The organism is Mannheimia pernigra (genome assembly GCF_013377995.1).
GTDB lineage: Bacteria > Pseudomonadota > Gammaproteobacteria > Enterobacterales > Pasteurellaceae > Mannheimia > Mannheimia pernigra.
Window position 1 is genome coordinate 183,274 of the sequence record NZ_CP055305.1, and the last position, 23,164, is coordinate 206,437.

General features: G+C 38.3%; 20 protein-coding genes. 10 read left to right on the forward strand and 10 right to left on the reverse strand.

Annotated elements, in window-relative coordinates; all coding sequences use genetic code 11:
• Positions 1-172 precede the first annotated feature (172 nt).
• Entirely contained in the window at positions 173-403 is a 231-nt protein-coding gene (locus tag HV560_RS00880; RefSeq protein WP_176809304.1) for a hypothetical protein, read from the reverse strand.
• A 105-nt stretch (positions 404-508) separates the two neighbouring features.
• Here HV560_RS00880 and HV560_RS00885 point away from each other — a divergent pair, with 105 nt between their 5' ends.
• The gene (locus tag HV560_RS00885) at positions 509-1,672 is read left to right on the forward strand and encodes a hypothetical protein (protein WP_176811950.1); all 1,164 of its coding nucleotides are present in this window, start codon (positions 509-511) and stop codon (positions 1,670-1,672) included.
• Between the two features lie 128 nt (positions 1,673-1,800).
• Positions 1,801-1,926 carry a hypothetical protein gene (locus HV560_RS10420; RefSeq protein ID WP_256437766.1) on the forward strand — a complete coding sequence of 42 codons (126 nt, stop codon included), beginning with the start codon at positions 1,801-1,803 and terminating at the stop codon, positions 1,924-1,926.
• Here the strand turns inward: HV560_RS10420 and HV560_RS00890 are convergent.
• A complete protein-coding gene (locus HV560_RS00890; protein WP_176811951.1) occupies positions 1,923-3,137 on the reverse strand; it encodes a hypothetical protein in 1,215 nt (404 codons plus the stop codon). The genes HV560_RS10420 and HV560_RS00890 overlap by 4 nt on opposite strands.
• 26 nt (positions 3,138-3,163) lie before the next feature.
• The gene (locus HV560_RS00895; protein ID WP_176811952.1) at positions 3,164-4,282 is read right to left on the reverse strand and encodes a Fic family protein; all 1,119 of its coding nucleotides are present in this window, start codon (positions 4,280-4,282) and stop codon (positions 3,164-3,166) included.
• A gap of 60 nt (positions 4,283-4,342) precedes the next feature.
• On the opposite strand from HV560_RS00895, the gene HV560_RS00900 reads away from it, so the two are divergent.
• On the forward strand, positions 4,343-5,578 hold the full coding sequence (locus tag HV560_RS00900; RefSeq protein ID WP_176811953.1) for a hypothetical protein: 1,236 nt from the start codon (positions 4,343-4,345) through the stop codon (positions 5,576-5,578).
• A gap of 324 nt (positions 5,579-5,902) precedes the next feature.
• Entirely contained in the window at positions 5,903-7,036 is a 1,134-nt protein-coding gene (locus tag HV560_RS00905) for a Fic family protein (protein ID WP_176811954.1), read from the forward strand.
• A gap of 111 nt (positions 7,037-7,147) precedes the next feature.
• Here the strand turns inward: HV560_RS00905 and HV560_RS00910 are convergent, their stop codons facing one another.
• From HV560_RS00910 to HV560_RS00920, 3 genes are all read right to left on the reverse strand, one after another.
• Positions 7,148-8,215: a hypothetical protein gene (locus HV560_RS00910; RefSeq protein WP_176811955.1), complete on the reverse strand. Its 1,068-nt coding sequence runs from the start codon at positions 8,213-8,215 to the stop codon at positions 7,148-7,150.
• A 172-nt stretch (positions 8,216-8,387) separates the two neighbouring features.
• Positions 8,388-8,672 carry a type II toxin-antitoxin system RelE/ParE family toxin gene (locus HV560_RS00915; RefSeq protein ID WP_176812812.1) on the reverse strand — a complete coding sequence of 95 codons (285 nt, stop codon included), beginning with the start codon at positions 8,670-8,672 and terminating at the stop codon, positions 8,388-8,390.
• A gap of 2 nt (positions 8,673-8,674) precedes the next feature.
• Positions 8,675-8,851, reverse strand: a complete 177-nt coding sequence (locus tag HV560_RS00920; protein WP_176811870.1) for a hypothetical protein — start codon at positions 8,849-8,851, stop codon at positions 8,675-8,677.
• A 180-nt stretch (positions 8,852-9,031) separates the two neighbouring features.
• Here HV560_RS00920 and HV560_RS00925 point away from each other — a divergent pair, with 180 nt between their 5' ends.
• Complete coding sequence (locus tag HV560_RS00925) at positions 9,032-10,063, forward strand: hypothetical protein (protein WP_176811956.1); 1,032 nt, start codon at positions 9,032-9,034, stop codon at positions 10,061-10,063.
• A 128-nt stretch (positions 10,064-10,191) separates the two neighbouring features.
• On the forward strand, positions 10,192-10,317 hold the full coding sequence (locus HV560_RS10425; protein WP_256437766.1) for a hypothetical protein: 126 nt from the start codon (positions 10,192-10,194) through the stop codon (positions 10,315-10,317).
• On the opposite strand, the gene HV560_RS00930 is transcribed toward HV560_RS10425, so the two are convergent.
• Positions 10,314-11,510 carry a hypothetical protein gene (locus tag HV560_RS00930; protein WP_176811957.1) on the reverse strand — a complete coding sequence of 399 codons (1,197 nt, stop codon included), beginning with the start codon at positions 11,508-11,510 and terminating at the stop codon, positions 10,314-10,316. The genes HV560_RS10425 and HV560_RS00930 overlap by 4 nt on opposite strands.
• A 60-nt stretch (positions 11,511-11,570) precedes the next feature.
• Between HV560_RS00930 and HV560_RS00935 the strand changes: the two genes are divergently transcribed.
• From HV560_RS00935 to HV560_RS10430, 3 genes are all read left to right on the forward strand, one after another.
• The gene (locus tag HV560_RS00935; protein ID WP_176809309.1) at positions 11,571-12,689 is read left to right on the forward strand and encodes a Fic family protein; all 1,119 of its coding nucleotides are present in this window, start codon (positions 11,571-11,573) and stop codon (positions 12,687-12,689) included.
• Between the two features lie 62 nt (positions 12,690-12,751).
• Entirely contained in the window at positions 12,752-13,897 is a 1,146-nt protein-coding gene (locus tag HV560_RS00940) for a hypothetical protein (protein ID WP_176811958.1), read from the forward strand.
• Between the two features lie 120 nt (positions 13,898-14,017).
• Positions 14,018-14,143: a hypothetical protein gene (locus HV560_RS10430; RefSeq protein ID WP_256437766.1), complete on the forward strand. Its 126-nt coding sequence runs from the start codon at positions 14,018-14,020 to the stop codon at positions 14,141-14,143.
• Here the strand turns inward: HV560_RS10430 and HV560_RS00945 are convergent.
• Positions 14,140-16,764 (reverse strand): hypothetical protein, encoded by a 2,625-nt coding sequence (locus tag HV560_RS00945; protein ID WP_176811959.1) that lies wholly within the window; start codon positions 16,762-16,764, stop codon positions 14,140-14,142. The two genes, HV560_RS10430 and HV560_RS00945, sit on opposite strands and share 4 nt — an antisense overlap.
• Positions 16,765-16,959: 195 nt before the next feature.
• Between HV560_RS00945 and HV560_RS00950 the strand changes: the two genes are divergently transcribed.
• Positions 16,960-19,593, forward strand: coding sequence for a hypothetical protein (locus HV560_RS00950; protein ID WP_176811960.1), 2,634 nt, complete (start codon positions 16,960-16,962; stop codon positions 19,591-19,593).
• A gap of 205 nt (positions 19,594-19,798) precedes the next feature.
• Here HV560_RS00950 and HV560_RS00955 read toward each other — a convergent pair whose 3' ends face one another.
• The gene (locus HV560_RS00955; protein WP_176811961.1) at positions 19,799-21,358 is read right to left on the reverse strand and encodes an ATP-binding protein; all 1,560 of its coding nucleotides are present in this window, start codon (positions 21,356-21,358) and stop codon (positions 19,799-19,801) included.
• Between the two features lie 150 nt (positions 21,359-21,508).
• Positions 21,509-23,059 carry a hypothetical protein gene (locus HV560_RS00960; RefSeq protein ID WP_176811962.1) on the reverse strand — a complete coding sequence of 517 codons (1,551 nt, stop codon included), beginning with the start codon at positions 23,057-23,059 and terminating at the stop codon, positions 21,509-21,511.
• Positions 23,060-23,164: the final 105 nt, after the last annotated feature.

Below are 23,164 nucleotides of genomic sequence, written 5' to 3' on the forward strand. Positions count from 1 at the left end.
TAATCGTTATAAGAAACACATTAGCTGAATATAAGGCAATAAAAAACGCCCTTGAGATCTCAGGAGCGTTTTCGATCAGATTAGTTTTTTTACTTGACATATTTTTGTACAACGATTGCAATGCCAAACATCACAAAGGCAAAAACAGCTAATCCAAATGTTAAACCAGTCATTATGTTTCTCCTTGTTTATGTTTATTTCGTCTCAAATGGCGGCTGATGAGCAATGAAAAATAAGCTCCTATTAATAATAAGAATGAGTTAATGATCTTTATAACAGCCGTTTCGTTCCCATAAAGCATAACAGGAATAGCAAGAATTGCAACTTTTGCAATATCATCGGCAATTTTTGCCCAGGCATCAATCGTCTCAGTTTCTATTGGGCGTTTAAATAGATTAAACATATTTTCTCCTTAATTTAGGCATTGCAATATAGTAAGGTTACTTTTTTATAAAGTCAAAACTGTCAATAAAATTAAGTATTATAATTAACTATATAGGTTCAAAAATTGATTGAATTTTATTCTTATTGGATATTGTTTAATCAAGAATGTGATGATAAGTACACTTATAACAACTATGACCGCATAGCAACGCGGAGCTTTGATACAGACTCTAAAAAAGAGGGTTTTGAACGGGTGGATACTTATCAATACGATCAATATGGAAGAGAGATTCGTGCTGATAGCAATTTTACAGGCGATAATCTGACTATCAACTCTTATTTGAAGAAAGAGTTTGATCTTTATGGACGAGTGAGCACAGAAAGAATTTTTGATAGTAATGATGTTCTAACAAAGAAAAACGATTATGGGTATGATGCTTATGGACAACGAATCAGAGAAACCACATACGCTACAGAAGATAGCATAAATATTCAATTCCTAAGGGAGAGAGATGAATATGGTCGTAATATAAAATATGGACGAGACCTCAATATGAATGGTGTTCTTGATTTAGGAGATAACTATCGAGCATATACTTATAATGATCAAGGTCAACCCTATAAAACATATGATGTTTTAGCAAACGGCGATAAAACTGCTACATCACTATGGTTCTATGATGAATTTGGACGACGTGCTTACAGCATTATTGACGCAAACAATAATGGGAAATGGGACGATAGAGAATACAAACATGTTGATACTTATCACGGTACAAGAACAGATCGTGATGAGTCAATCACTTATACATACCAAGATGATAAGAATCCAATCAGGATCGTGAAATTTGTTTACCAAAATGCAGGAGATCAAGGTTACCAAATTGGTACTCTGGATGCCCCTCAAGGGAAAGAATTCAAGTCATTTAGTCATAACGTATACGGCTCAGTCGTTTCTTCTACCGAAGACTACACGACTGAAAACTGGCATCGTTTCTTCGACAAAGTAGGCGGGCATATTCAGGTGATTAATATGTCTGATGCTCGGGCTAAAACGGAGATTACGCTAGATAACGATGTGCTGCGTAAAATCACAACAGGTTCAGAACTGCGTATTGCAGGCGACAGTACCGATGTGGTGAATCTCAAAAATAGCCACGAGTTCAAAAAGTTAGATGAGACCAAAAAAGTGAGCAATCAGGAGTACAATCAGTACACGACACAGGTAGATGGACACGACTACACCCTGTTAATTGATACTGATATTACAACCAACCTGCTCCCGTAGCCAATAACAAGCGGTCTGTTTTTGCTGGCAATTTGCAAAAGTAGCTGAAGCTGAGTTACTGAGTGGTTAAGTGACTAAGCGACTATCAGAAACTACACCGCTTACCTTGAAAATAAAACCGCCTGACGATGTTTCTTCGTCAGGCGGTTTTTTATGACTGCGTTGCGGTGCTTTTTACACATTGTCAGCAAAAATCAACCGCTTGTATTGCCCCGAGTGGCGGGGCAAATCAGCAAGGAAGGTTATTTGCTTAAATAATTTCCGTCCCTGGGTGTGCAGCATCAAAGAGCTTGATGTCGGTATCCACCAATAACGTGTAGGTTTTGCCCTCAACGTCAGTGGTCAGTTTATCATAGGTGTTGCTGCCTATTTTCACTGTCTCTGCTGCTTTGGTGAATTCACCGTAGTCTTTGAGCTTGACTGTGTCAGTAGCGTCACCGTTGATCGTGAGTGTTAACTCAGGTGTTGACTTAGTGAGTTTCGCTAGCACATTGTTATCTAAAGTGATCTGAGTACTATGTTTATCATTAGTAAAATTCACAGCCTTAAGATTACCGCCGACCTGCTTGAATAGCTCATTGTAATGCTCTTGGGTGAAATCTTCACTTGAGCTAATAGGTCTATCATATCCGTCATAGTTCAATGTGCGATAAACACCGTCAGCATCAGCTCTGAAAGTGGCAATTGCAGTATTATTATTGTCATAGTGAACTTTTCGGGCTATATTTAATGTTGTGCCTATATACTCATATATTGTATCCATTGTACTTGTTTGCCCGATATAAGAGATTTTCCAGTTCTTTTCATTTTCATCAATCTTGTTGTTTTCGTTAACATCTTGATGTGTAGCAATACGGCGATCTAAATCATCGTAACGCCACTTACTTTTTACCTTTATACCATTAGCAGCATTAATATCAGTACGACTTGAAACCCAATGGATTACATTGGTATTGTATTCGTAACTCAGCTTATTGTCTTTACCATCGAAAATCCCATTGTTATTTTTATCAAAAAATATTTCCGTTATGAGATTGTGAGCATTATATTTTCTCTCAATAGTTTGATCTGGAACGCCATTTACATCATTGTAAATTATCTTAAGCTTACGGTCATATACATCATATTTATTCTCTATATTACGATTTAATTGACCGTTAGCATATGACTTTGAAATGGTATCTCGCCCAAAAATATCACGTTCATAAGTAATGTATCCATCAATATCACCACCTTGACCAACAATGTCATTATCAGTGCGAACAGTTCTACCATAAACATCTCTATGATAAGTTTCTACCCGCTCAAAACCCTCTTTTTTAGAGTCTGTATCAAAGCTCCGCGTTGCTACGCGGTCATAGTTGTCATAAGTGTACTTATCATGAGCGATTCGATTAAAATAAACTCTAAAAGCACAATTATCATTCATATTGAGCTGATTGGTTTGCCTATTCAGCTCCAACATTGAGCCTATTATTGATATGTTAAAAATCAATACTCAATTAAATAGCGGGTGCTTCGTCCTCCTTGTTCCGTTTTTCTTATCAGACCTTTTTCCAGTAAATCGGTTAAGTGACGTGTGGCAGTCGCTTTACTGACTTTGGCCACCTTTTGGTATTGTGATGCATTGATACCTAATTCAAACCCGTTTTCACCACCATCCAGCAAGCGATTTAACACTTTTTTTTGTTCTTTGTTTAGACTCAGCCCTCTATGTTTTAACCAAAAGCGACTTTTGGCAAGCAGTCGTTCGATTTGAACCAAGCTGCTTTCAATGCTTTCGATTAATGTAGTTAAAAACCAACTTAGCCATTGTGTGATATTAGGGCTACCTTTTTGGCTCTCTTCCAATAAGCGATAGTATTCATTCCGTTTTTGTAAAATGGTAAATGAAAAAGCGTAGAGCCTAATACTTTGTTGGTCTGCTTGCGTTAATGTTAAATCAGTTAATGCTCTCGCCAGCCTGCCATTGCCGTCATCAAAGGGGTGTATGGTTAAAAACCAAAGATTACATATACCTGCACGGATAAGGGGATCAAGTGAGATATCGTGTAGGCTAGAGTTGAACCACTCAATGAAACGAGATAATGCGACTTCCAACTCTTGGCGTGGTAGTGCTTCAAAATGTACTTTGGGCTTATCTAAGCGGCCCGAAACAACCTGCATCGGCTCTTCGCCACGTATTTCTCCAACTTTAATATGGGGTGTATGATAAGGAAACAACCAAAGATGCCATTGAGCTAAACGAGCAAAACTTAACGGCTGCTGCCAGTTCTCCAATACATCAATCATAATGTTACTGACACCTTCGGATCGGTCAGAAACAGGACAAGGGGTTTCAATTGAAATATTTAACTTGCGAGCCAACGATGACCTGACTGAGTAGGCATTGAGATTTTCACCTTCAATCTGTGAGGAGCTCAATATATTGCTTAATAAGGTATCTAGAGCCAGTTCCGAATCGCTGTATTCAATTTGACTGCTATACCCAATAAGTTTACCCAGTAACAACCAGCAACGGCGTAACTTGGGTTCCAACTTTGAGTTATCCCATGAAAACTCGGTCCAATTTGGGTATTGCCATATCCATTTGTAATTATCATATTGCATTATTCCTGTCCTTATAATAAAAAATTCAGTATTATAATCGTATCATTTTATAAACCAAATATGATAGCCAATCAGCTCAATATGAATGATAATTGTGCTTTTAGAGTTTATTTTAATCGAATCGCTCATGATAAGTACACTTATGACAACTATGACCGCGTAGCAACGCGGAGCTTTGATACGAACTTGACAAAACAAGGTTTTGAGCGGGTAGAAACTTATGATAGAGATGTTTATGGTAGAATTGTTCGCACTGATAATGACATTGTTGGTCAAGGTGGTAAGATTGATTCTTATACAACTTATGAGTCTGATATTTTCGGGCGTACCACAGACATAAAGACTTATAGTGATGATAAGGGTTCATTTGAGTTACATCAAACTAAAGAATACAATCAATATGGAGATGCAACCAAAACAACCTCTTATAATGCTCAAAATCAAGTATCACGAATTTTTAATTCGGAAAGTGATGAGTATAATCGCCAAGCCATTCATTGGACAGATAACAATTACAACGGTAAATTTGATGGTAATGAGACAAAGCATATTCTAACGCGTGATCCTGCTAATGGTAGACTAATCAGCCGCATTGAGAAATACGCCAACGGTTCACCTGAATTGAATGTTAAGTTTTACTATGATGAAACTGATCGCCACGTTGCAACTCTATTTGATAAAAATAACAATGGCACGATTGAAAAGGGTGATACTTATTCCGTTCGTCAGTATTTTGAAGGTAGTCGTAGTCTAGTTGATTACTTTGAACGTTATCAGGGTAAACAAGAGAGCAATGGCGTTGCCTTTGGTGAACCAAATATGGAAGAAGGGCTGCAGCTCGTTGATGTGCTCAAACTGCATTATAGTTATTCAGGGCAATCTTTAGGTACACTTTACGCTGATGGAGAACGAGTATTCAAAAATTGGGCATATAATGGAGGCAACGGTGCCCCTGTTAGTTCTTCAACTGAAGATTATACTGACAGTAAATTCGAACCATTGTTAGAGCAAATTGGCGGAACATTGAGAGAAATCAATCTCAGCAATGCGACGCAAAGCACGGATATTGCATTCGACAACGACACCTTAGTAAAACTGAGCGGTAAAAGTAGCACTCGAAAGCTACTCATTAACGGCGATGCAACCGATACTGTCCGCCTGAAAGACCACGCTGAGTTTAAAGAGATTGAAAATGTGAAACAAGGTAAAAATGACTACAAACAATACACCACCGAAGTGGACGGTCAGCAATATACCCTATTGATTGACACCGACATCAACATTGTATTGGCGTAGCTTTAGCTCACAATAAGCGGTCTGTTTTTGCTGATAATTTGCAAAAGTATAGCCACATTAACTCAAACCACCTTATAGGTTTTCTGTAAGGTGGTTTTTTTATCAACACTTTACCAAAAACGGATTAAACTTAATACGCCATTTGAGCTTGTTACCCAAAAGCATATAAATATAGATAACAAAATCACTTGTCTCGCATAAATTCATTACAACTTATTTTATCAACCAAAAAACCATTAAAGTGAATAACAAACTTGTTTGTGCTGCATAAATGAGGCACAATTTTGCTTTTATAACTAAAAATTACTAAAAATGGGGAACAAAATGCACAATATCAACATTGAAAATGCGGTGAAATATCACGATGGGAAATTTCCACCCGATGAAATCGCTTACCAAAGAATCATTCCAGCCCTAGCAAATGCGATTGAAGCGATTTCTCGCTACGACCAAATGCTTAAAAATATGCATAATAGCGAAATTTTGCTTGCCCCATTACGCAATCAGGAAGCGGTGATTTCTTCTCGTATGGAAGGCACAATCAGCACAATGGATGAGATTTTGCAATATGAGGCGGATTATCCTGAAACAGCAGGAAAAAATGAATATAGCTTGAATGTGAGACGCGATATTATTGAAACAGTACTGTATCAACGCACGTTAAAAAACACGCAAAAAGCGATGCTAGATGGCTATCCACTGTCTAAATCTTTACTAAAAGGAATGCACCAACAGCTTTTATCGGTGGGAAGAGGGGCAAATAAAAGTCCAGGCGAATTTAAGAAAGAGCAAAATTTTTTAGCAGACACCATTCGGCGAAGTGTATTGTTTATCCCAATCTCTCCAGAAAAACTGGAAGAAGGAATAGACCGACTTTTTGACTATATTCAGCAAAATAATGACCATATTTTAATTAAAACAGCCGTCAGCCATTTGGAATTTGAAGCACTCCACCCATTCCAAGATGGCAACGGTAGAATTGGTAGAATGTTGATTACGCTAATGTTATGGCACTCTAAGCTAATTTCTGCCCCACATTTTTATATTAGTGGTTATTTTGAACAAAATAAAAACAGCTATATTGATTTAATGAGGCTGGTTTCACAAACTGGTGATTGGAATGAGTGGATTATTTTTTTCTTGAATGCTGTAGAAGTACAAGCAAAACATAATTTGATGATTGCTGAAAGTATCCAAAAACTTTATGAAACAATGAAGGCTATTTTTGCTGATACTCTCTCTTCAAAATATGCAGTGATGGCACAGGATTTTATTTTTACCAATCCAATTTTTAGAAATAGCCAATTTATTGGACGAAGTGGTATTCCAAGTACAACCGCCACTCGCTTTACCAAACTGTTGGTGGAAACAGGTGTTTTAGCCGTTAAAGAAGAAGCAGCAGGCAGAAAATCTGCCCTTTATGCTTTTGAACCATTAATGAATTTAGTGCGGATTTAGGCTGAATAAAGGGTAAAAAAACCTGTTACCAATCGGTAACAGGTTTTGTTTTATCTTAAGCGGCGTTTTGCAAATTATCAGCAAAAACAGACCGCTTATTGTGAGCTAAAGCTACGCCAATACAACGTTGATGTCGGTGTCAATCAATAGGGTATATTGCTGACCGTCCACTTCGGTGGTGTATTGTTTGTAGTCATTTTTACCTTGTTTCACATTTTCAATCTCTTTAAACTCAGCGTGGTTTTTCAGACGGACAGTATCGGTTGCATCGCCGTTAATACGTAGCATTTGGTTTTTGGCGATTTTCGCAATAACGTCGTTATCTACTGTTAATATAGTATTAGCAGTATTATTGGTGAGATAAATGGCTTCAAGTTTGCTTTTATACTCATCGAATAATTTATTCCAGCTACTCGACGTATAGTCATCTTTTGTAGAATAGTGAGAACCGTGAACCCCATAGCTCATATAGGTTTCCCCAGATGCTATATCTGTGCGAATACCTGCGATTTGAACGCCTCTTGTACCAGCGTCAGGGAAGATAAAATGCCAAGATTCAAATATGTTCTTTTTATCTAATCCATAGCTATATTCGAATTTTTTCACAAATAACCCAGTATCGTCCGTGTAGGTTATGTGCGTGACAAGTTCATTAGAGTCAGCTTTTTGATTATTGTTAAGATCAATAAACTCTCTAACCCGGACTTTTTCATTGTAAACATAATTGAAGTCTTGGGATGTTTCTTTACCTGATATATCAACTACAGTATTTTTGCGTCTCATAAGTAATGATCTAGCATCATTAGAGAAACTCAAACTATATTTGACATCACCAGCATCAAAAATACCGTTGGCATTTTTATCATCCCATCCTATTACAGGTCGATCAAACTCATCTCGGCTATAAGTATGGATGGAATTCTTTCTGGTTTCAGATGAATAGTGAGTTTCTTTTGTAAGTGCATCATACTCATTGTATTCATACTCCCGTTTCCAGACCAATGTTCCATCTGCTTGGAAATTACGAACCACTTTATCACGACCGAACTCATCTCTTTCACTGGTCGTACGGCTATTGACTGCGATGTTATCACCAGCAACATCGGTGGCTGTATCAATGATACTTCCGTATGTGTCATAAGTGTAGTTTTCTACCCGCTCAAAACCTTGTTTTGTCAAGTTCGTATCAAAGCTCCGCGTTGCTACGCGGTCATAGTTGTCATAAGTGTACTTATCATTAGAAAATTGAGTGATTTTTATTCAAATGATTCCAAGCTATTTAAGTATAATACTTTTCAAAATACAGTCCTAAAAAGAAAAGCTCGTCAAAAAACGAGCTTTTAGTACCATTTTAGCTATTCTTTCCCGCAGGGATAAACTCACTAATTAAAATAAAATCTCCAACAACAATAAATCTCACAGAATGAGGTTTTCGCCTTTTAGATACAGGAAATTTATGGAATTTACCATCGTTATATGCTCCAGCAATATATGACAGTTTTTCTGCAGTGGTTTTAATATCATCAAAGAAATTAGCCGCTATTTCTCTACTGCTTTGCTCTGCTATATAGTCAGCTTTTTTATTAAGTTGTTCTTCTGCTTCATTAGACCACTGAACAATATAATCAACTTTCATCACTATTTATCTAGCTTTAATCTTTTTCGTAGGTTTTCCAGCACTTCTTCATTACTTTTGAAGGTAATTTCACCGTTCAGAATTCTCATCAAAAAGATTTGTTCTTCAGATGGGCGGTTTTGTTCAACAAATTCAATTTTGCTGGTTGTTACTACTTGATTCTTTGCGAGAGTTATCATTTTATTTATCCTAATTTTTCTTGATAAGTGCAGAAATGGTACTCTTATTACTTAGCAAAGTCAAAAGAATAAGTGTATACAAAATAACCTAAAACTGTAAATAAGTACACTTATGACAACTATGACCGCGTAGCAACACGGAGCTTTGATACAGACTCTAAAAAAGAGGGTTTTGAGCGGGTGGATACTTATCATAGAGATGTTTATGGTAGAATTATTCGTCAAGATAACAACTTCACAGGTGATGAATTATTAATTAATGGATATTCTACCCATAAGATTGATTTATATGGTCGTGAGGTAGTAAGACGTATATTTGACAGCCAAGATCGTTTAACCCAAAAACAGGAGCTTAAACACGATATTTATGATCGTGTAATAAAACGCACAAGTTATACTAATGAAGATACAATCAATCTCTCACATATTACCACGCATGATGAGTACGGCAGAACTGTTACTATAGGTGCAGATAATAATCTAAACGGCAAATTTGACTTGGGCGATACTTGGAGAACGCATTTTTACAACAATCAAGGTCTTGTTGAAAAAGCAATTGACAGAATAAAAGATGGTACTGATAGAGTAACTACCTACCACTATGATGAGCTGAATAGAATTGATTCTACTTTCTGGGATCAGAACAATAATGGTAAATTTGATGGTGATGATGTTAAACATATTAACACCTATCACGGTCAAACAAATGATCAAGATACTATCACTCGGTTTTTCGCAAAAGACGAAACCACACCAGTTAAAATAGAGAAATTTATTTACCTCAATGCAGGTGAAGCAGGTCAGAAATTAGGTATGTTACACGCTTGGAATGGTAAAGATTTTACTGATTTAGCTTACAACGTTTGGGGCTCAGTCATTTCTTCTACCGAAGACTACACGACTGAAAACTGGCATCGTTTCTTCGACAAAGTAGGCGGGCATATTCAGGTGATTAATATGTCTGATGCTCGGGCTAAAACGGAGATTACGCTAGATAACGATGTGCTGCGTAAAATCACAACAGGTTCAGAACTGCGTATTGCAGGCGACAGTACCGATGTGGTGAATCTCAAAAATAGCCACGAGTTCAAAAAGTTAGATGAGACCAAAAAAGTGAGCAATCAGGAGTACAATCAGTACACGACACAGGTAGATGGACACGACTACACCCTGTTAATTGATACTGATATTACAACCAACCTGCTCCCGTAGCCAATAACAAGCGGTCTGTTTTTGCTGGCAATTTGCAAAAGTAGCTGAAGCTGAGTTACTGAGTGGTTAAGTGACTAAGCGACTATCAGAAACTACACCGCTTACCTTGAAAATAAAACCGCCTGACGATGTTTCTTCGTCAGGCGGTTTTTTATGACTGCGTTGCGGTGCTTTTTACACATTGTCAGCAAAAATCAACCGCTTGTATTGCCCCGAGTGGCGGGGCAAATCAGCAAGGAAGGTTATTTGCTTAAATAATTTCCGTCCCTGGGTGTGCAGCATCAAAGAGCTTGATGTCGGTATCCACCAATAACGTGTAGGTTTTGCCCTCAACGTCAGTGGTCAGTTTATCATAGGTGTTGCTGCCTATTTTCACTGTCTCTGCTGCTTTGGTGAATTCACCGTAGTCTTTGAGCTTGACTGTGTCAGTAGCGTCACCGTTGATCGTGAGTGTTAACTCAGGTGTTGACTTAGTGAGTTTCGCTAGCACATTGTTATCTAAAGTGATCTGAGTACTATGTTTATCATTAGTAAAATTCACAGCCTTAAGATTACCGCCGACCTGCTTGAATAGCTCATTGTAATGCTCTTGGGTAAAATCTTCACTTGAGCTACGAGGTTTATCATATCCGTCATAGTTCAATGTGTGATAAACACCTTCAGCATTACCTCTGAAAGTGGCAATTGCACCATTATTATTGTCATAGTGAACTTTTCGGACCACTTTTAATGTTGTACCTGTGTATTCCCTTATTATATCCATAAAACGTGTTTCCCCTATATGAGAGATTTGCCAGTTATATTCATTTCCGTCAATCTTGCCGTTTTCGTTATCATCTTGATGTACGGCAATACGGCGTTCAAAGTCATCGTAAGTCCATTTACCTTTATACTCTCTACCATCAGCGTAAATATCAGTACGACTTAAAACTAGATGGATTCTATCAGGATTGTATTCATAAATCTGCTTGCCTTCTTTACCATCGAAAACCCCATTGCTATTTTGATCAAACCAAATTTCTGTTGGACGATTATAAGCATTATATTTTGTTTCAATAGTTTGGCTTGGCTTCCCATCTACATCGTAGATAATTCGCTTAGCCTGACGGTCATATAAATCATATTTACGCTCTGTATGACTATTTAATTGATCGTTACTATATGATTTTTCAATTTCATTTCGCCCGAAAATATCACGTTCATAAGTAATGTATCCATCAATATCACCACCTTGACCAACAATGTCATTATCAGTGCGAACAGTTCTACCATAAACATCTCTATGATAAGTTTCTACCCGTTCAAAACCTTGTTTTGTCAAGTCCGTATCAAAGCTCCGCGTTGCTACGCGGTCATAGTTGTCATAAGTGTACTTATCATGAGCGATTCGATTAAAATAAACTCTAAAAGCACAATTATCATTCATATTGAGCTGATTGGCTATCATATTTGGTTTATAAAATGATACGATTATAATACTGAATTTTTTATTATAAGGACAGGAATAATGCAATATGATAATTACAAATGGATATGGCAATACCCAAATTGGACCGAGTTTTCATGGGATAACTCAAAGTTGGAACCCAAGTTACGCCGTTGCTGGTTGTTACTGGGTAAACTTATTGGGTATAGCAGTCAAATTGAATACAGCGATTCGGAACTGGCTCTAGATACCTTATTAAGCAATATATTGAGCTCCTCACAGATTGAAGGTGAAAATCTCAATGCCTACTCAGTCAGGTCATCGTTGGCTCGCAAGTTAAATATTTCAATTGAAACCCCTTGTCCTGTTTCTGACCGATCCGAAGGTGTCAGTAACATTATGATTGATGTATTGGAGAACTGGCAGCAGCCGTTAAGTTTTGCTCGTTTAGCTCAATGGCATCTTTGGTTGTTTCCTTATCATACACCCCATATTAAAGTTGGAGAAATACGTGGCGAAGAGCCGATGCAGGTTGTTTCGGGCCGCTTAGATAAGCCCAAAGTACATTTTGAAGCACCACCACGCCAAGAGTTGGAAGTCGCATTATCTCGTTTCATTGAGTGGTTCAACTCTAGCCTACACGATATCTCACTTGATCCCCTTATCCGTGCAGGTATATGTAATCTTTGGTTTTTAACCATACACCCCTTTGATGACGGCAATGGCAGGCTGGCGAGAGCATTAACTGATTTAACATTAACGCAAGCAGACCAACAAAGTATTAGGCTCTACGCTTTTTCATTTACCATTTTACAAAAACGGAATGAATACTATCGCTTATTGGAAGAGAGCCAAAAAGGTAGCCCTAATATCACACAATGGCTAAGTTGGTTTTTAACTACATTAATCGAAAGCATTGAAAGCAGCTTGGTTCAAATCGAACGACTGCTTGCCAAAAGTCGCTTTTGGTTAAAACATAGAGGGCTGAGTCTAAACAAAGAACAAAAAAAAGTGTTAAATCGCTTGCTGGATGGTGGTGAAAACGGGTTTGAATTAGGTATCAATGCATCACAATACCAAAAGGTGGCCAAAGTCAGTAAAGCGACTGCCACACGTCACTTAACCGATTTACTGGAAAAAGGTCTGATAAGAAAAACGGAACAAGGAGGACGAAGCACCCGCTATTTAATTGAGTATTGATTTTTAACATATCAATAATAGGCTCAATGTTGGAGCTGAATAGGTAAACCAATCAGCTCAATATGAATGATAATTGTGCTTTTAGAGTTTATTTTAATCGAATCGCTCATGATAAGTACACTTATGACAACTATGACCGCGTAGCAACGCGGAGCTTTGATACGAACTTGACAAAACAAGGTTTTGAGCGGGTAGAAACTTATCATAGAGATGTTTATGGTAGAGTTGTTCGTCAAGATAACAACTTCACAGGTGATGAATTATTAATTAATGAATATTCTACCCATAAGTTTGATTTATATGGTCGTGAGGTAGTAAGACGCGTATTTGACAGCCAAGGCAATCTGTCTAAACAGAATACCGTTGAATACGATGTATATGGTCTGAGAGCGAAGGATACTTCTCATACCAACAATACTACCGCTATCTTTAAACGCGATGAATACGGTCGAATTATCGTAGAAGGAAGAGACAATAATTTAGATGGAGAATTGGGGGCAGGCGACAGTTGGCGAGCCTATACTTACAACGACCAAGGACGAGCCTATAAAGTAACGGATGTAAATACAAGAGGTGTAGAAACCAATACAATATGGAACTATGATGATTTCGGAAGACGTGATTACACCTTTGTAGATAGTAATGGTAATGAGCAATGGGATAACGGCGAAACCAAGCATGTGGATACCTACCACATTACGAATTCACGTGATGCCGTTTATAGATATGTCGCCCCTAATGAGGAGAATCCGACAAATATCTTGAAGTTTGTCTACCTCAATGCGGGCAATCAAGGCACTCAAATCGGTACACTTGATTCCCCTCTCGGTAAGGAGTTCAAAACATTTAATTACAACGTCTACGGCAGCCAAGCAACATCAGTCGAAGACTACACGACTGAAAACTGGCATCGTTTCTTCGACAAAGTAGGCGGGCATATTCAGGTGATTAATATGTCTGATGCTCGGGCTAAAACGGAGATTACGCTAGATAACGATGTGCTGCGTAAAATCACAACAGGTTCAGAACTGCGTATTGCAGGCGACAGTACCGATGTGGTGAATCTCAAAAATAGCCACGAGTTCAAAAAGTTAGATGAGACCAAAAAAGTGAGCAATCAGGAGTACAATCAGTACACGACACAGGTAGATGGACACGACTACACCCTGTTAATTGATACTGATATTACAACCAACCTGCTCCCGTAGCCAATAACAAGCGGTCTGTTTTTGCTGGTAATTTGCAAAAGTAGCTGAAGCTGAGTTACTGAGTGGCTAAGCGACTATCAGAAATTGCACCGCTTACCTTGAAAATAAAACCGCCTGACGATGTTTCTTCGTCAGGCGGTTTTTTATGACTGCGTTGCGGTGCTTTTTACACATTGTCAGCAAAAATCAACCGCTTGTATTGCCCCGAGTGGCGGGGCAAATCAGCAAGGAAGGCTATTTGCTTAAATAATTTCCGTCCCTGGGTGTGCAGCATCAAAGAGCTTGATGTCGGTATCGACCAATAACGTGTAGGTTTTGCCCTCAACGTCAGTGGTCAGTTTATCATAGGTGTTGCTGCCTATTTTCACTGTCTCTGCTGCTTTGGTGAATTCACCGTAGTCTTTGAGCTTGACTGTGTCAGTAGCGTCACCGTTGATGAGTAGTGTTTTATCTTTGGCAATTTTTGCGACAGTGTTATGATCTAACGTAATATGCGTACTTGCCGTAGTATTCGTAAGATTGATTTGGTTAATTTTATTTGCATAATTATCTAGAAGTTTGCTCCAGTTGTCGGAAGTATAATCATCCTCAGAGGAATAGTGAAAACCATGAAGCCCATATAGTAAAGCATACTGATCTGCTGCAACGTCTAGCTTTAATTGTGCAATCGGGTTACCAATATTGCCTGCATCTGGGTAAACATACTTCTGAATAAGGGTTAATTTTCCATTTGTATAGAACTCAAATCTATCCGTTATTCCAGATTCACCAAAGTAGAAACGTTTGGTTAACGGTTCATAACTATCATGGGTTTTATTACCATTTTTATCCTCAAATGATGAACTTATTCTTTGGTAATCATCATAGGTATAGATGTTGTGTTTTTTCTGTAATACTGATTCATCAATACGTTCCGCATATTTGCTGTCAATATATTGATCGTAAATTAAGGTTTGTTTCAGATCGCCAGCATCAAAGATTTCATTAGCATTTTTGTCTTCAAGTAGTTTTTCTACCCGCCCAATACTATCACGTTTATAATAATGATTGATAAAACTCTTCTGTGTCTCAGATGAATAGCTGGTTAGTTTGGTAATGTATCCATATTCATTATAATCATACTCACGTTTTGATAATAGACTACCATTTGCTTGGTAGTCACGATATATTTCAGTACGTCCATACAGATCTCTTTCAATCGTTCTTGTCGTATTCACGGCAATATTGTCGCCAAGTATGTCAGTCGCGACATTAATAATATATCCGTACTGATCATAAGTGTATTTTTCTGTTCTCTCATCCCCCTCTTTTTTAGAATCTGTATCAAAGCTCCGCGTTGCTACGCGGTCATAGTTGTCATAAGTGTACTTATTGGCAGAAGATTGTACAAATTCGCCGCTTTCTGTCTTCACTGTTGAGACGTCAGATTCAAGCTGATTACGACCGTTGTAAACACGTTCTGTGATATTAGTAAACTTGTCATCGCCCGCTTCACCCGTGTTATTGATTTCGGTTTTTTCTGCCTTATTATACGCATTGAATGTGTTTTTGATAATTCTATCAATACCCTCTACAGTGACTGTTTCACCATTGAGTTTAATCTGATGGCTAGACCCTGTTTTGTTTTCGTTACCATTACTGAATCGGTCGTTATTCGTGTTGTCGTAACGGGCAACTTCACGACCTAACGCATCACGCACATAGTAGCTCACGTTTTCTGCATGGCCTTTACCGTCCAAGTTTTGCTCTTGTTTGATGAGATGATTATTTGCATCATACTCTTTGAGGTAAACGCGTTCGATACCTGTTATTTTACGTCCATCTTTTAGTGTATGCTCTGTACCTGTGACCTGCTTTTTACTGTCGAGCGTTAGCGTTGTGTCGTTATCCAAGTTTTGGTATTCACCAATACGGTTGCCGTTTGCATCTAAATCATAGTGGTACACACGGTCATCCCCGTCTTTCGCATCTAGGTTGAATTTTTCAGTAATCACACGGTTTTGGCCATCACGCTCATAAGTGGTAAAGTTGTCAATACCTTTAAGAGTACGTTCACCACCATCTAGCGTGATAGTCTCGCCTGTTTTCTTATCTAACACTTTGCCATCTTTGATGTCGTTATCACGGTTGTAATAAGCACCCTTAACTTGACCGCTTGCTTTATCCACATCACGGTATTCGATTTCATCAAACTTACCTTTTCCATCAAAGTTTTTATTTATTTGAATAGCCTGCCCGAGTTCGTTGTATTCATACGTTTCATAACGGTCTACGCCTTTCAATGTACGACCATCATTTAACTTCTTAGCGTCATCTTGGTCTTCTTGGCCTTCTTTGTCTTTATTACCCGAGCCTGTCTCAGCGTTATTGTCTAAGTCATAGTAACGACCTTTCTCACGTCCGTATTCGTCACGTTCGATGTGAACCACTTCTTCCGCTGCACCCTCTGCATTGGTGTTACGGTCGATTTGGATGGTTTGACCGTTTGCATTGTGCTTGTAGGTTTCATAGCTATCGACACCTTTTAGCTCAACCTCTTTACCGTCGATGGTGACTTTAATGGTTTTACCTGTACCTTCCGTGTTGTCGTTATCTGTATATCTCGCCACTGCACGAGCATATTGGTCTAACACAAGGTAAGATTTGGAATTCGTTTCGCCATTACCATTGTTGTCGTATTCAACCCTCAAGGTTTGACCTTTGTCGTTAAGACCGAAAGTTTCGATTCTGTCGACACCTTCAATTGGCTTACCATCGTTATCCTTGTGGGTATTATGACCTGTGGTTTTTTTCGCATCATTGTCCACTAACACCTTCTGAACCCTACCCAGACTATCAAACTGCTGATAATGGATCTTATCAGGCACTCAACAGTAAATACTCTATATTATTACATTGGCTTTTCGTACCTACAAAAATACATTCTAATGAATTTTTATTCTCCCTTCTTTATTTATCAAATGGAGTGCTTGATTGTTTTTTGAACTTCCATGTTAACCAATATAATCCGACTGAATGTCGCTTTTTTAAGGCTGTATTTTATGGATTAAAGATTAGGTAGAGTGCCTGATAAGATCCATTATCAGCAGTTTGATAGTCTAGGCAGGGTTCAGAAGGTGTTAGTGGACAATGATGCGAAAAAAACCACAGGTCATAATACCCACCAGGATAACGATGGTAAGCCAATTGAAGGTGTCGACAGAATCGAAACTTTCGGTCTTAACGACAAAGGTCAAACCTTGAGGGTTGAATACGACAACAATGGTAATGGCGAAACGAATTCCAAAGCTTACCTTGTGTTAGACCAATATGCTCGTGCAGTGGCGAGATATACAGATAACGACAACACGGAAGGTACAGGTAAAACCATTAAAGTCACCATCGACGGTAAAGAGGTTGAGCTAAAAGGTGTCGATAGCTATGAAACCTACAAGCACAATGCAAACGGTCAAACCATCCAAATCGACCGTAACACCAATGCAGAGGGTGCAGCGGAAGAAGTGGTTCACATCGAACGTGACGAATACGGACGTGAGAAAGGTCGTTACTATGACTTAGACAATAACGCTAAGACAGGCTCGGGTAATAAAGACCAAAAAGGCCAAGAAGACCAAGATGACGCTATTAATTTGAATGATGGTCGTACATTGAAAGGCGTAGACCGTTATGAAACGTATGAATACAACGAACTCGGGCAGGCTATTCAAATAAATAAAAACTTTGATGGAAAAGGTGAGTTTGATGAAATCGAATACCGTGATGTGGATAAAGCAAGCGGTCAAGTTAAGGGTGCTTATTACAACCGTGATAACGACATCAAAGATGGCAAAGCGTTAGAGAAGAAAACAGGCGAGACTATCACGCTAGATGGTGGTGAACGTACTCTTAAAGGTATTGACAACTTTACCACTTATGAGCGTGATGGCCAAAACCGTGTGATTACTGAAAAATTCAACCTAGATGCGAAAGACGGGGATGACCGTGTGTACCACTATGATTTAGATGCAAACGGCAACCGTATTGGTGAATACCAAAACTTGGATAACGACACAACGCCAAAACTAGATGGTGGAAAACAAATCACAGGTACAACACACACGCTAGAAGATGGTCGCGAAGTGAAAGGTATTGAACGCTTCTACAAAAAAGAGTATGACTCGAACAATAATCTGATTAAACAAGAGGCAAATCTAGATGGTCAAAAACACGCAGAAAGTGTGACTTACTATGTGCGTGATGTCCTAGGACGTGAAATTGCTCGTTACGACAACGCCAATAACGACCGTCTAAGCGATGGGAGTGTAAACAAAACTGGTTACGACCACACCATCACGCTTGACGGCAAAGAGGTAACGGTAACAGGTATCGACCGTATCGTGAAAAGCGAACGCAACGAATACGGCAACGTACTGAAAACCTCCACCAACAAAACGGGTGAAGCGGGTGAAGAGAAATTCACGGAGGTTACTGAAAACAAATACAACGAACGTAGACAAAAAACGGACGATGTCTCAACAGTGAAATCAGAAAAAGGCGATTGGGTACAATCCTCCGCTAATCAATACACTTATGATACCTATGGTCGTACAAACAAGCGTTGGTTTGATACGGACTCTAAAAAAGAAGGTTTTGAGCGTAACGAAACCTACCACTACAACAATCTGGATCAGCTTGTAAAAGTCGACAGGGCTGCAGGGGAAAGTCAGGAGATTGAGGGTTACACTATTTTAGTTAAGGATAGATTTGACAATACATTGAAATATGAGGCTCGAAATGCTGACGGCTCACTCGTTTCTAAAGTAATACACAAATATGATCAATACGGTTATCTAACCCAAAGAGATACATATTCGGGCAATGATGTACTTACCATCGTTCACAAATATGAGAAACGTGATGAAAGAGGGTATATTATTAAAGAACTGTCAGACACAGGCGTAATTGAACAAAGAAACGCTGGAGACACCATCTTTGAATATACTAGAGATGCTTTCAATACCGTATTAACCCGTAAAAATACTCGTTTTAATGATGACGGTGAAATTGCCTCAGTAACTAAGGAAGTATGGGGATATGACCCTCTAGGACGGAGGATTTCAACACATATTGATACAAATGAGGATGGTGAAATCTCTGCGGGAGAATCTAACCAAAAGATGACTTTCTACGGTGAATCCAATTTGGTTAATTTGACTCACACATATGTAGGAGATGAATATCGTGGTACGTTTAAAACAGTCCATGATAATCTGAATATCGCTCAGGTAAGATTTTTCGCCGGAAAAGATAGGGAATATAACAGATTTGACTATGATGGTGCTCGTACTCCAAGAAACTACACGGATGATTTAACGACGTGGAAGCAGGAGTTTTATGAGGAAATAGGTGATAAAATCAGAACAATTAATTTATCTGATACTAGAGCCAGTACGGTGATCACCCTTGACAACGACACCTTGGCAAAACTCAGCTCAGGGGTCAAGCCAACCAAGGCTAAGGACAGCGGCAAGGATAGTATCATTCTCACCATCAACGGCGATAAAACCGATACTGTGAATCTGAAAGATAATACCGAGTTCAAGAAACTCGCTAATATCAGAGGAGGAAAAGAGGAATACGAGCAGTATCAAACAGAGGTAGGCGATCAAACCTATACGCTTCTGATTGACACCGATGTGAATGTTGTATTGGCGTAGTTCCCAGCCTAACAAGCGGTGCGATTTGAGCAGAATATTGCAAAAAATCCGCAAAAAACGCCCGCTTGTATAAACTAAAAAAACCTGCTGCCGAGCAATTGGCAGCAGGTTTTGTTATATCTCATTACGGCTTTTACAAGCGGTCATTTTTTACTAAAACTTTGCAAAAAATTAGCCAAATTCAACCGCTTGCTAAGTGGCAATACTAATCCAATACTTTCACCTCAAACGCGACTTCTCGGCTATCTTTATTAAACTCCACCCCAATTTGGTAAATCGTTTTGCCTTGTCCTTGATATTTCTTCGCATAATCTCGGTCGATAATCTGTGCTAGAGCTAACCCCAACGGGCTTTCTTTCACCTCTTTACCCACCACTTTAAACTCAAAAATATAAACGTGGTTATTAACCAGCAATGTCATATCAATATTGCCCACGCTGGTCGCATCTTCTGTGATAATCGGAAAACCAAGGCTCGCAAAATAGGCATAAAACACACTCGCCCAATACCCCTCATAATAGGCAATTTGGTTATTTCTATGCCAATCGTGCGGAATACTGGCAAAAAAGGCTTTCAGCACGAGCTGCATTCGGGCTACATCGTGTTGAATCAGGGCGTCGTATAAATAAGCATTTAACTCTAACCCCGCATCTTTTTTATGCAAAAATCGTCTGAGTAATAATTCACTCAAACTTTGCTGCACTTCTTTATTCGGGAATTTTAGGGTATAACCCACTTTGCCTAAACGTTCTACTTGTTGATTGATTGTCAGATAACCGGTTTGGAACATTAACGCAATCGGGCTAATATCGCCCACATCAAAGCGAGAAAGCAAATGATTATCCGAAATTTGCTGGGTAATTCTCCCTAAATCCACCTTTTCATTGATTAATTTATCAATCAAAAAGGTGGGAGAACCTGTCTCAAACCAATAAGGCTGATAAATGCGTGTTTGGAAGTAAAACAACACATCAAAAGGGTTATACACACACTCCCCCGACCAGTTATAGCCGTTGTACCAATTCTTCAGCTCAATTAAATTCACACCTGATAATTCAGGCGAGAACACGTTTTCTAATTCAGATTGGGTGTAGCCACATAAGTCGGAGAATTGCTTGTCTAAGGTGGCATCATAAAGGTTATTTAAGCCTGAAAATAGGTTGATTTTACTGAATTTAGAGACGCCTGTGAGCATTGCAAAACGTAAAAATGCATCGTTTTCTTTCAGTACGCTATAAAAATCACGTAAACGATTTCGTGCTAAAAGAGATTGTTCTGGGTTCGATAAATTATCCAAAATCGGCTTATCATATTCATCAATCAGTACGACCACTTTCTGCCCAGTTTGGTTGTGAATATGTTTGATAATCCGCTGAAAACGAGCTGCTTCGGATAAATGCGGTTTTGCGGAAATGTTGTGGATTTCTTCCAGTTCCTCTAATTTTTCATTAATAATTTGTACTAAACGTTTATCATCAAACGTCACATTAGTACCAAAACTAAGGCGAATCACGGGATATTTTTTATCCCAATCCCAATTTTTTTCAGCGTATAGATCCTTGAATAACGGCTTGTTAGCAGAAAATAGCTCGGCAATGGTGTCTAGCGTTAAACTTTTCCCAAAACGACGAGGGCGGGAGAGGAAAATAAATTCGCTTGCGTTGATGAGTTCAATGATTTTTTGCGTTTTATCTACGTAGTAATAGTCATTGTTTTCTCTTAACTTAGCAAACGTTTGAATACCGATAGGGAGTTGTTTTTTCATATTTTCTCTCCGAAAATAGGGAATGAGGATAGGTGGGATTATAGCAGAATTGCAAAAGTTTAGTAAAAAATGACCGCTTGTGAGGAGAAGTACGAAACGTAAAAAGCCCCATATTGCTATGGGGCTTGAGTTATCTAAAAGAAATTAGGATTAGCCAACAACAGTATGTATGTCAGTATCAATGTAAACTGTATAAGTTGTACCATCAACTTCGGCTTGGTAGGCTTGTAATACATCTTTACCTGCTTTTTTGGTGCCTTTAACTTCAACTTTTGTAAAGTCGCTGCTTAGGTTAACGGTATCAGTTGCATCACCACGAATATCAAGGCCAGACACGCTTAATTTAGATACAATATTGCTATCTAATGTCAGTGTGGTTGAATATTGCTCATTTGTTAATTGAATTTGCTGAATTTTGCTTCCAATTTTTGCCAATTCCTCTTCTGACCATTTATTCGTGAAATCCACATTTTTTGCTACATTTGTATTATAGAAATTAATTCGGCTAAACTCTCCGTTTCTGCCTGCATAATATTGCAATGCATAATTACCCGCATCATCTAGATCAAATTTAGAAATACTTTGTAAACCTTGACTATCTGTTACAGTAACCAATGTATATTTATTCCAAATAGGATTATCATAACTGTAGATACGAGTAGTCTCATTTGATTCAGGGATACCGTTATTGTTATCGTCTAAAATAGATTTCACTTGTCTCCCAAGATTATCATATCTAAAGAATATTGAAGATGTTTTTGTTGGAGATATATCTACACGTTGAATAACGCTGCCATATTGTGAATCATATTTGTAAACATTCTTCGTATCTAGATTATCAAATTCTCCATTTGCATTTGCGTCATTAAATCTCGTTATTAGACGGTTATTACTATCATAAGTCAATGTAATAATTGAGGTAATAGCATCTGTTTTCGCATTATAGTGTGTTTCTTTCAGAATATTACCATATACATCAAACTCATTGGTTCTATAAGCATCAATAATGCTATCGCCATCATTATCATCATATAGTTTTGTAATTCTTCCGAGAGCATTTCTATCATAACGTGTACTACTCTCAATAGAGCCATTGTTACCAATATCATTTTCGGTTTTAGTAATATAACCATTTACATCTAATGTATAGATTTCTGCACGATCAACGCCATCACCATTATTATCAATCAATTTTTTCACAACATTGCCTTTAGTATTATTAGTATAGTGCTCAATAGAAGTTAGGATATTTGCCGCAGAATAACTTGTCTTCTGCGTTATATGTCCGTTCGCATCAAGTTCGAAAGTATGTTTACTTGTTAATGCTTGAGCTCCATTTTCTGCTTGATTGTAGTATTTCGCTTCAATTACCTCACCTTTAGCATTTAAGGTATTCTTCGTCACATTATCAATCTTGCCATCATTCGTTTTATCATATTGAATCTCTACAATATTACCGTTAGCATCTAAGATATGCTCGTCACGAACATCATAAGTCCCATTCATATCATTGTCTTTGAGTATAGTAACAACCTCACCCTTTATATTGTGGTGGTAAGCCAATATATATTCTATGCCTTTTACACTTCCGTTATTGATAGACTGAACTTCTCCTGTCGTTTTATTATTGTCGTTATCCACAAATACCGTACTCACCCTACCCAGACTATCAAACTGCTGATAATGGATCTTATCAGGCACTCTACCTAATCTTTAATCCATAAAATACAGCCTTAAAAAAGCGACATTCAGTCGGATTATATTGGTTAACATGGAAGTTCAAAAAACAATCAAGCACTCCATTTG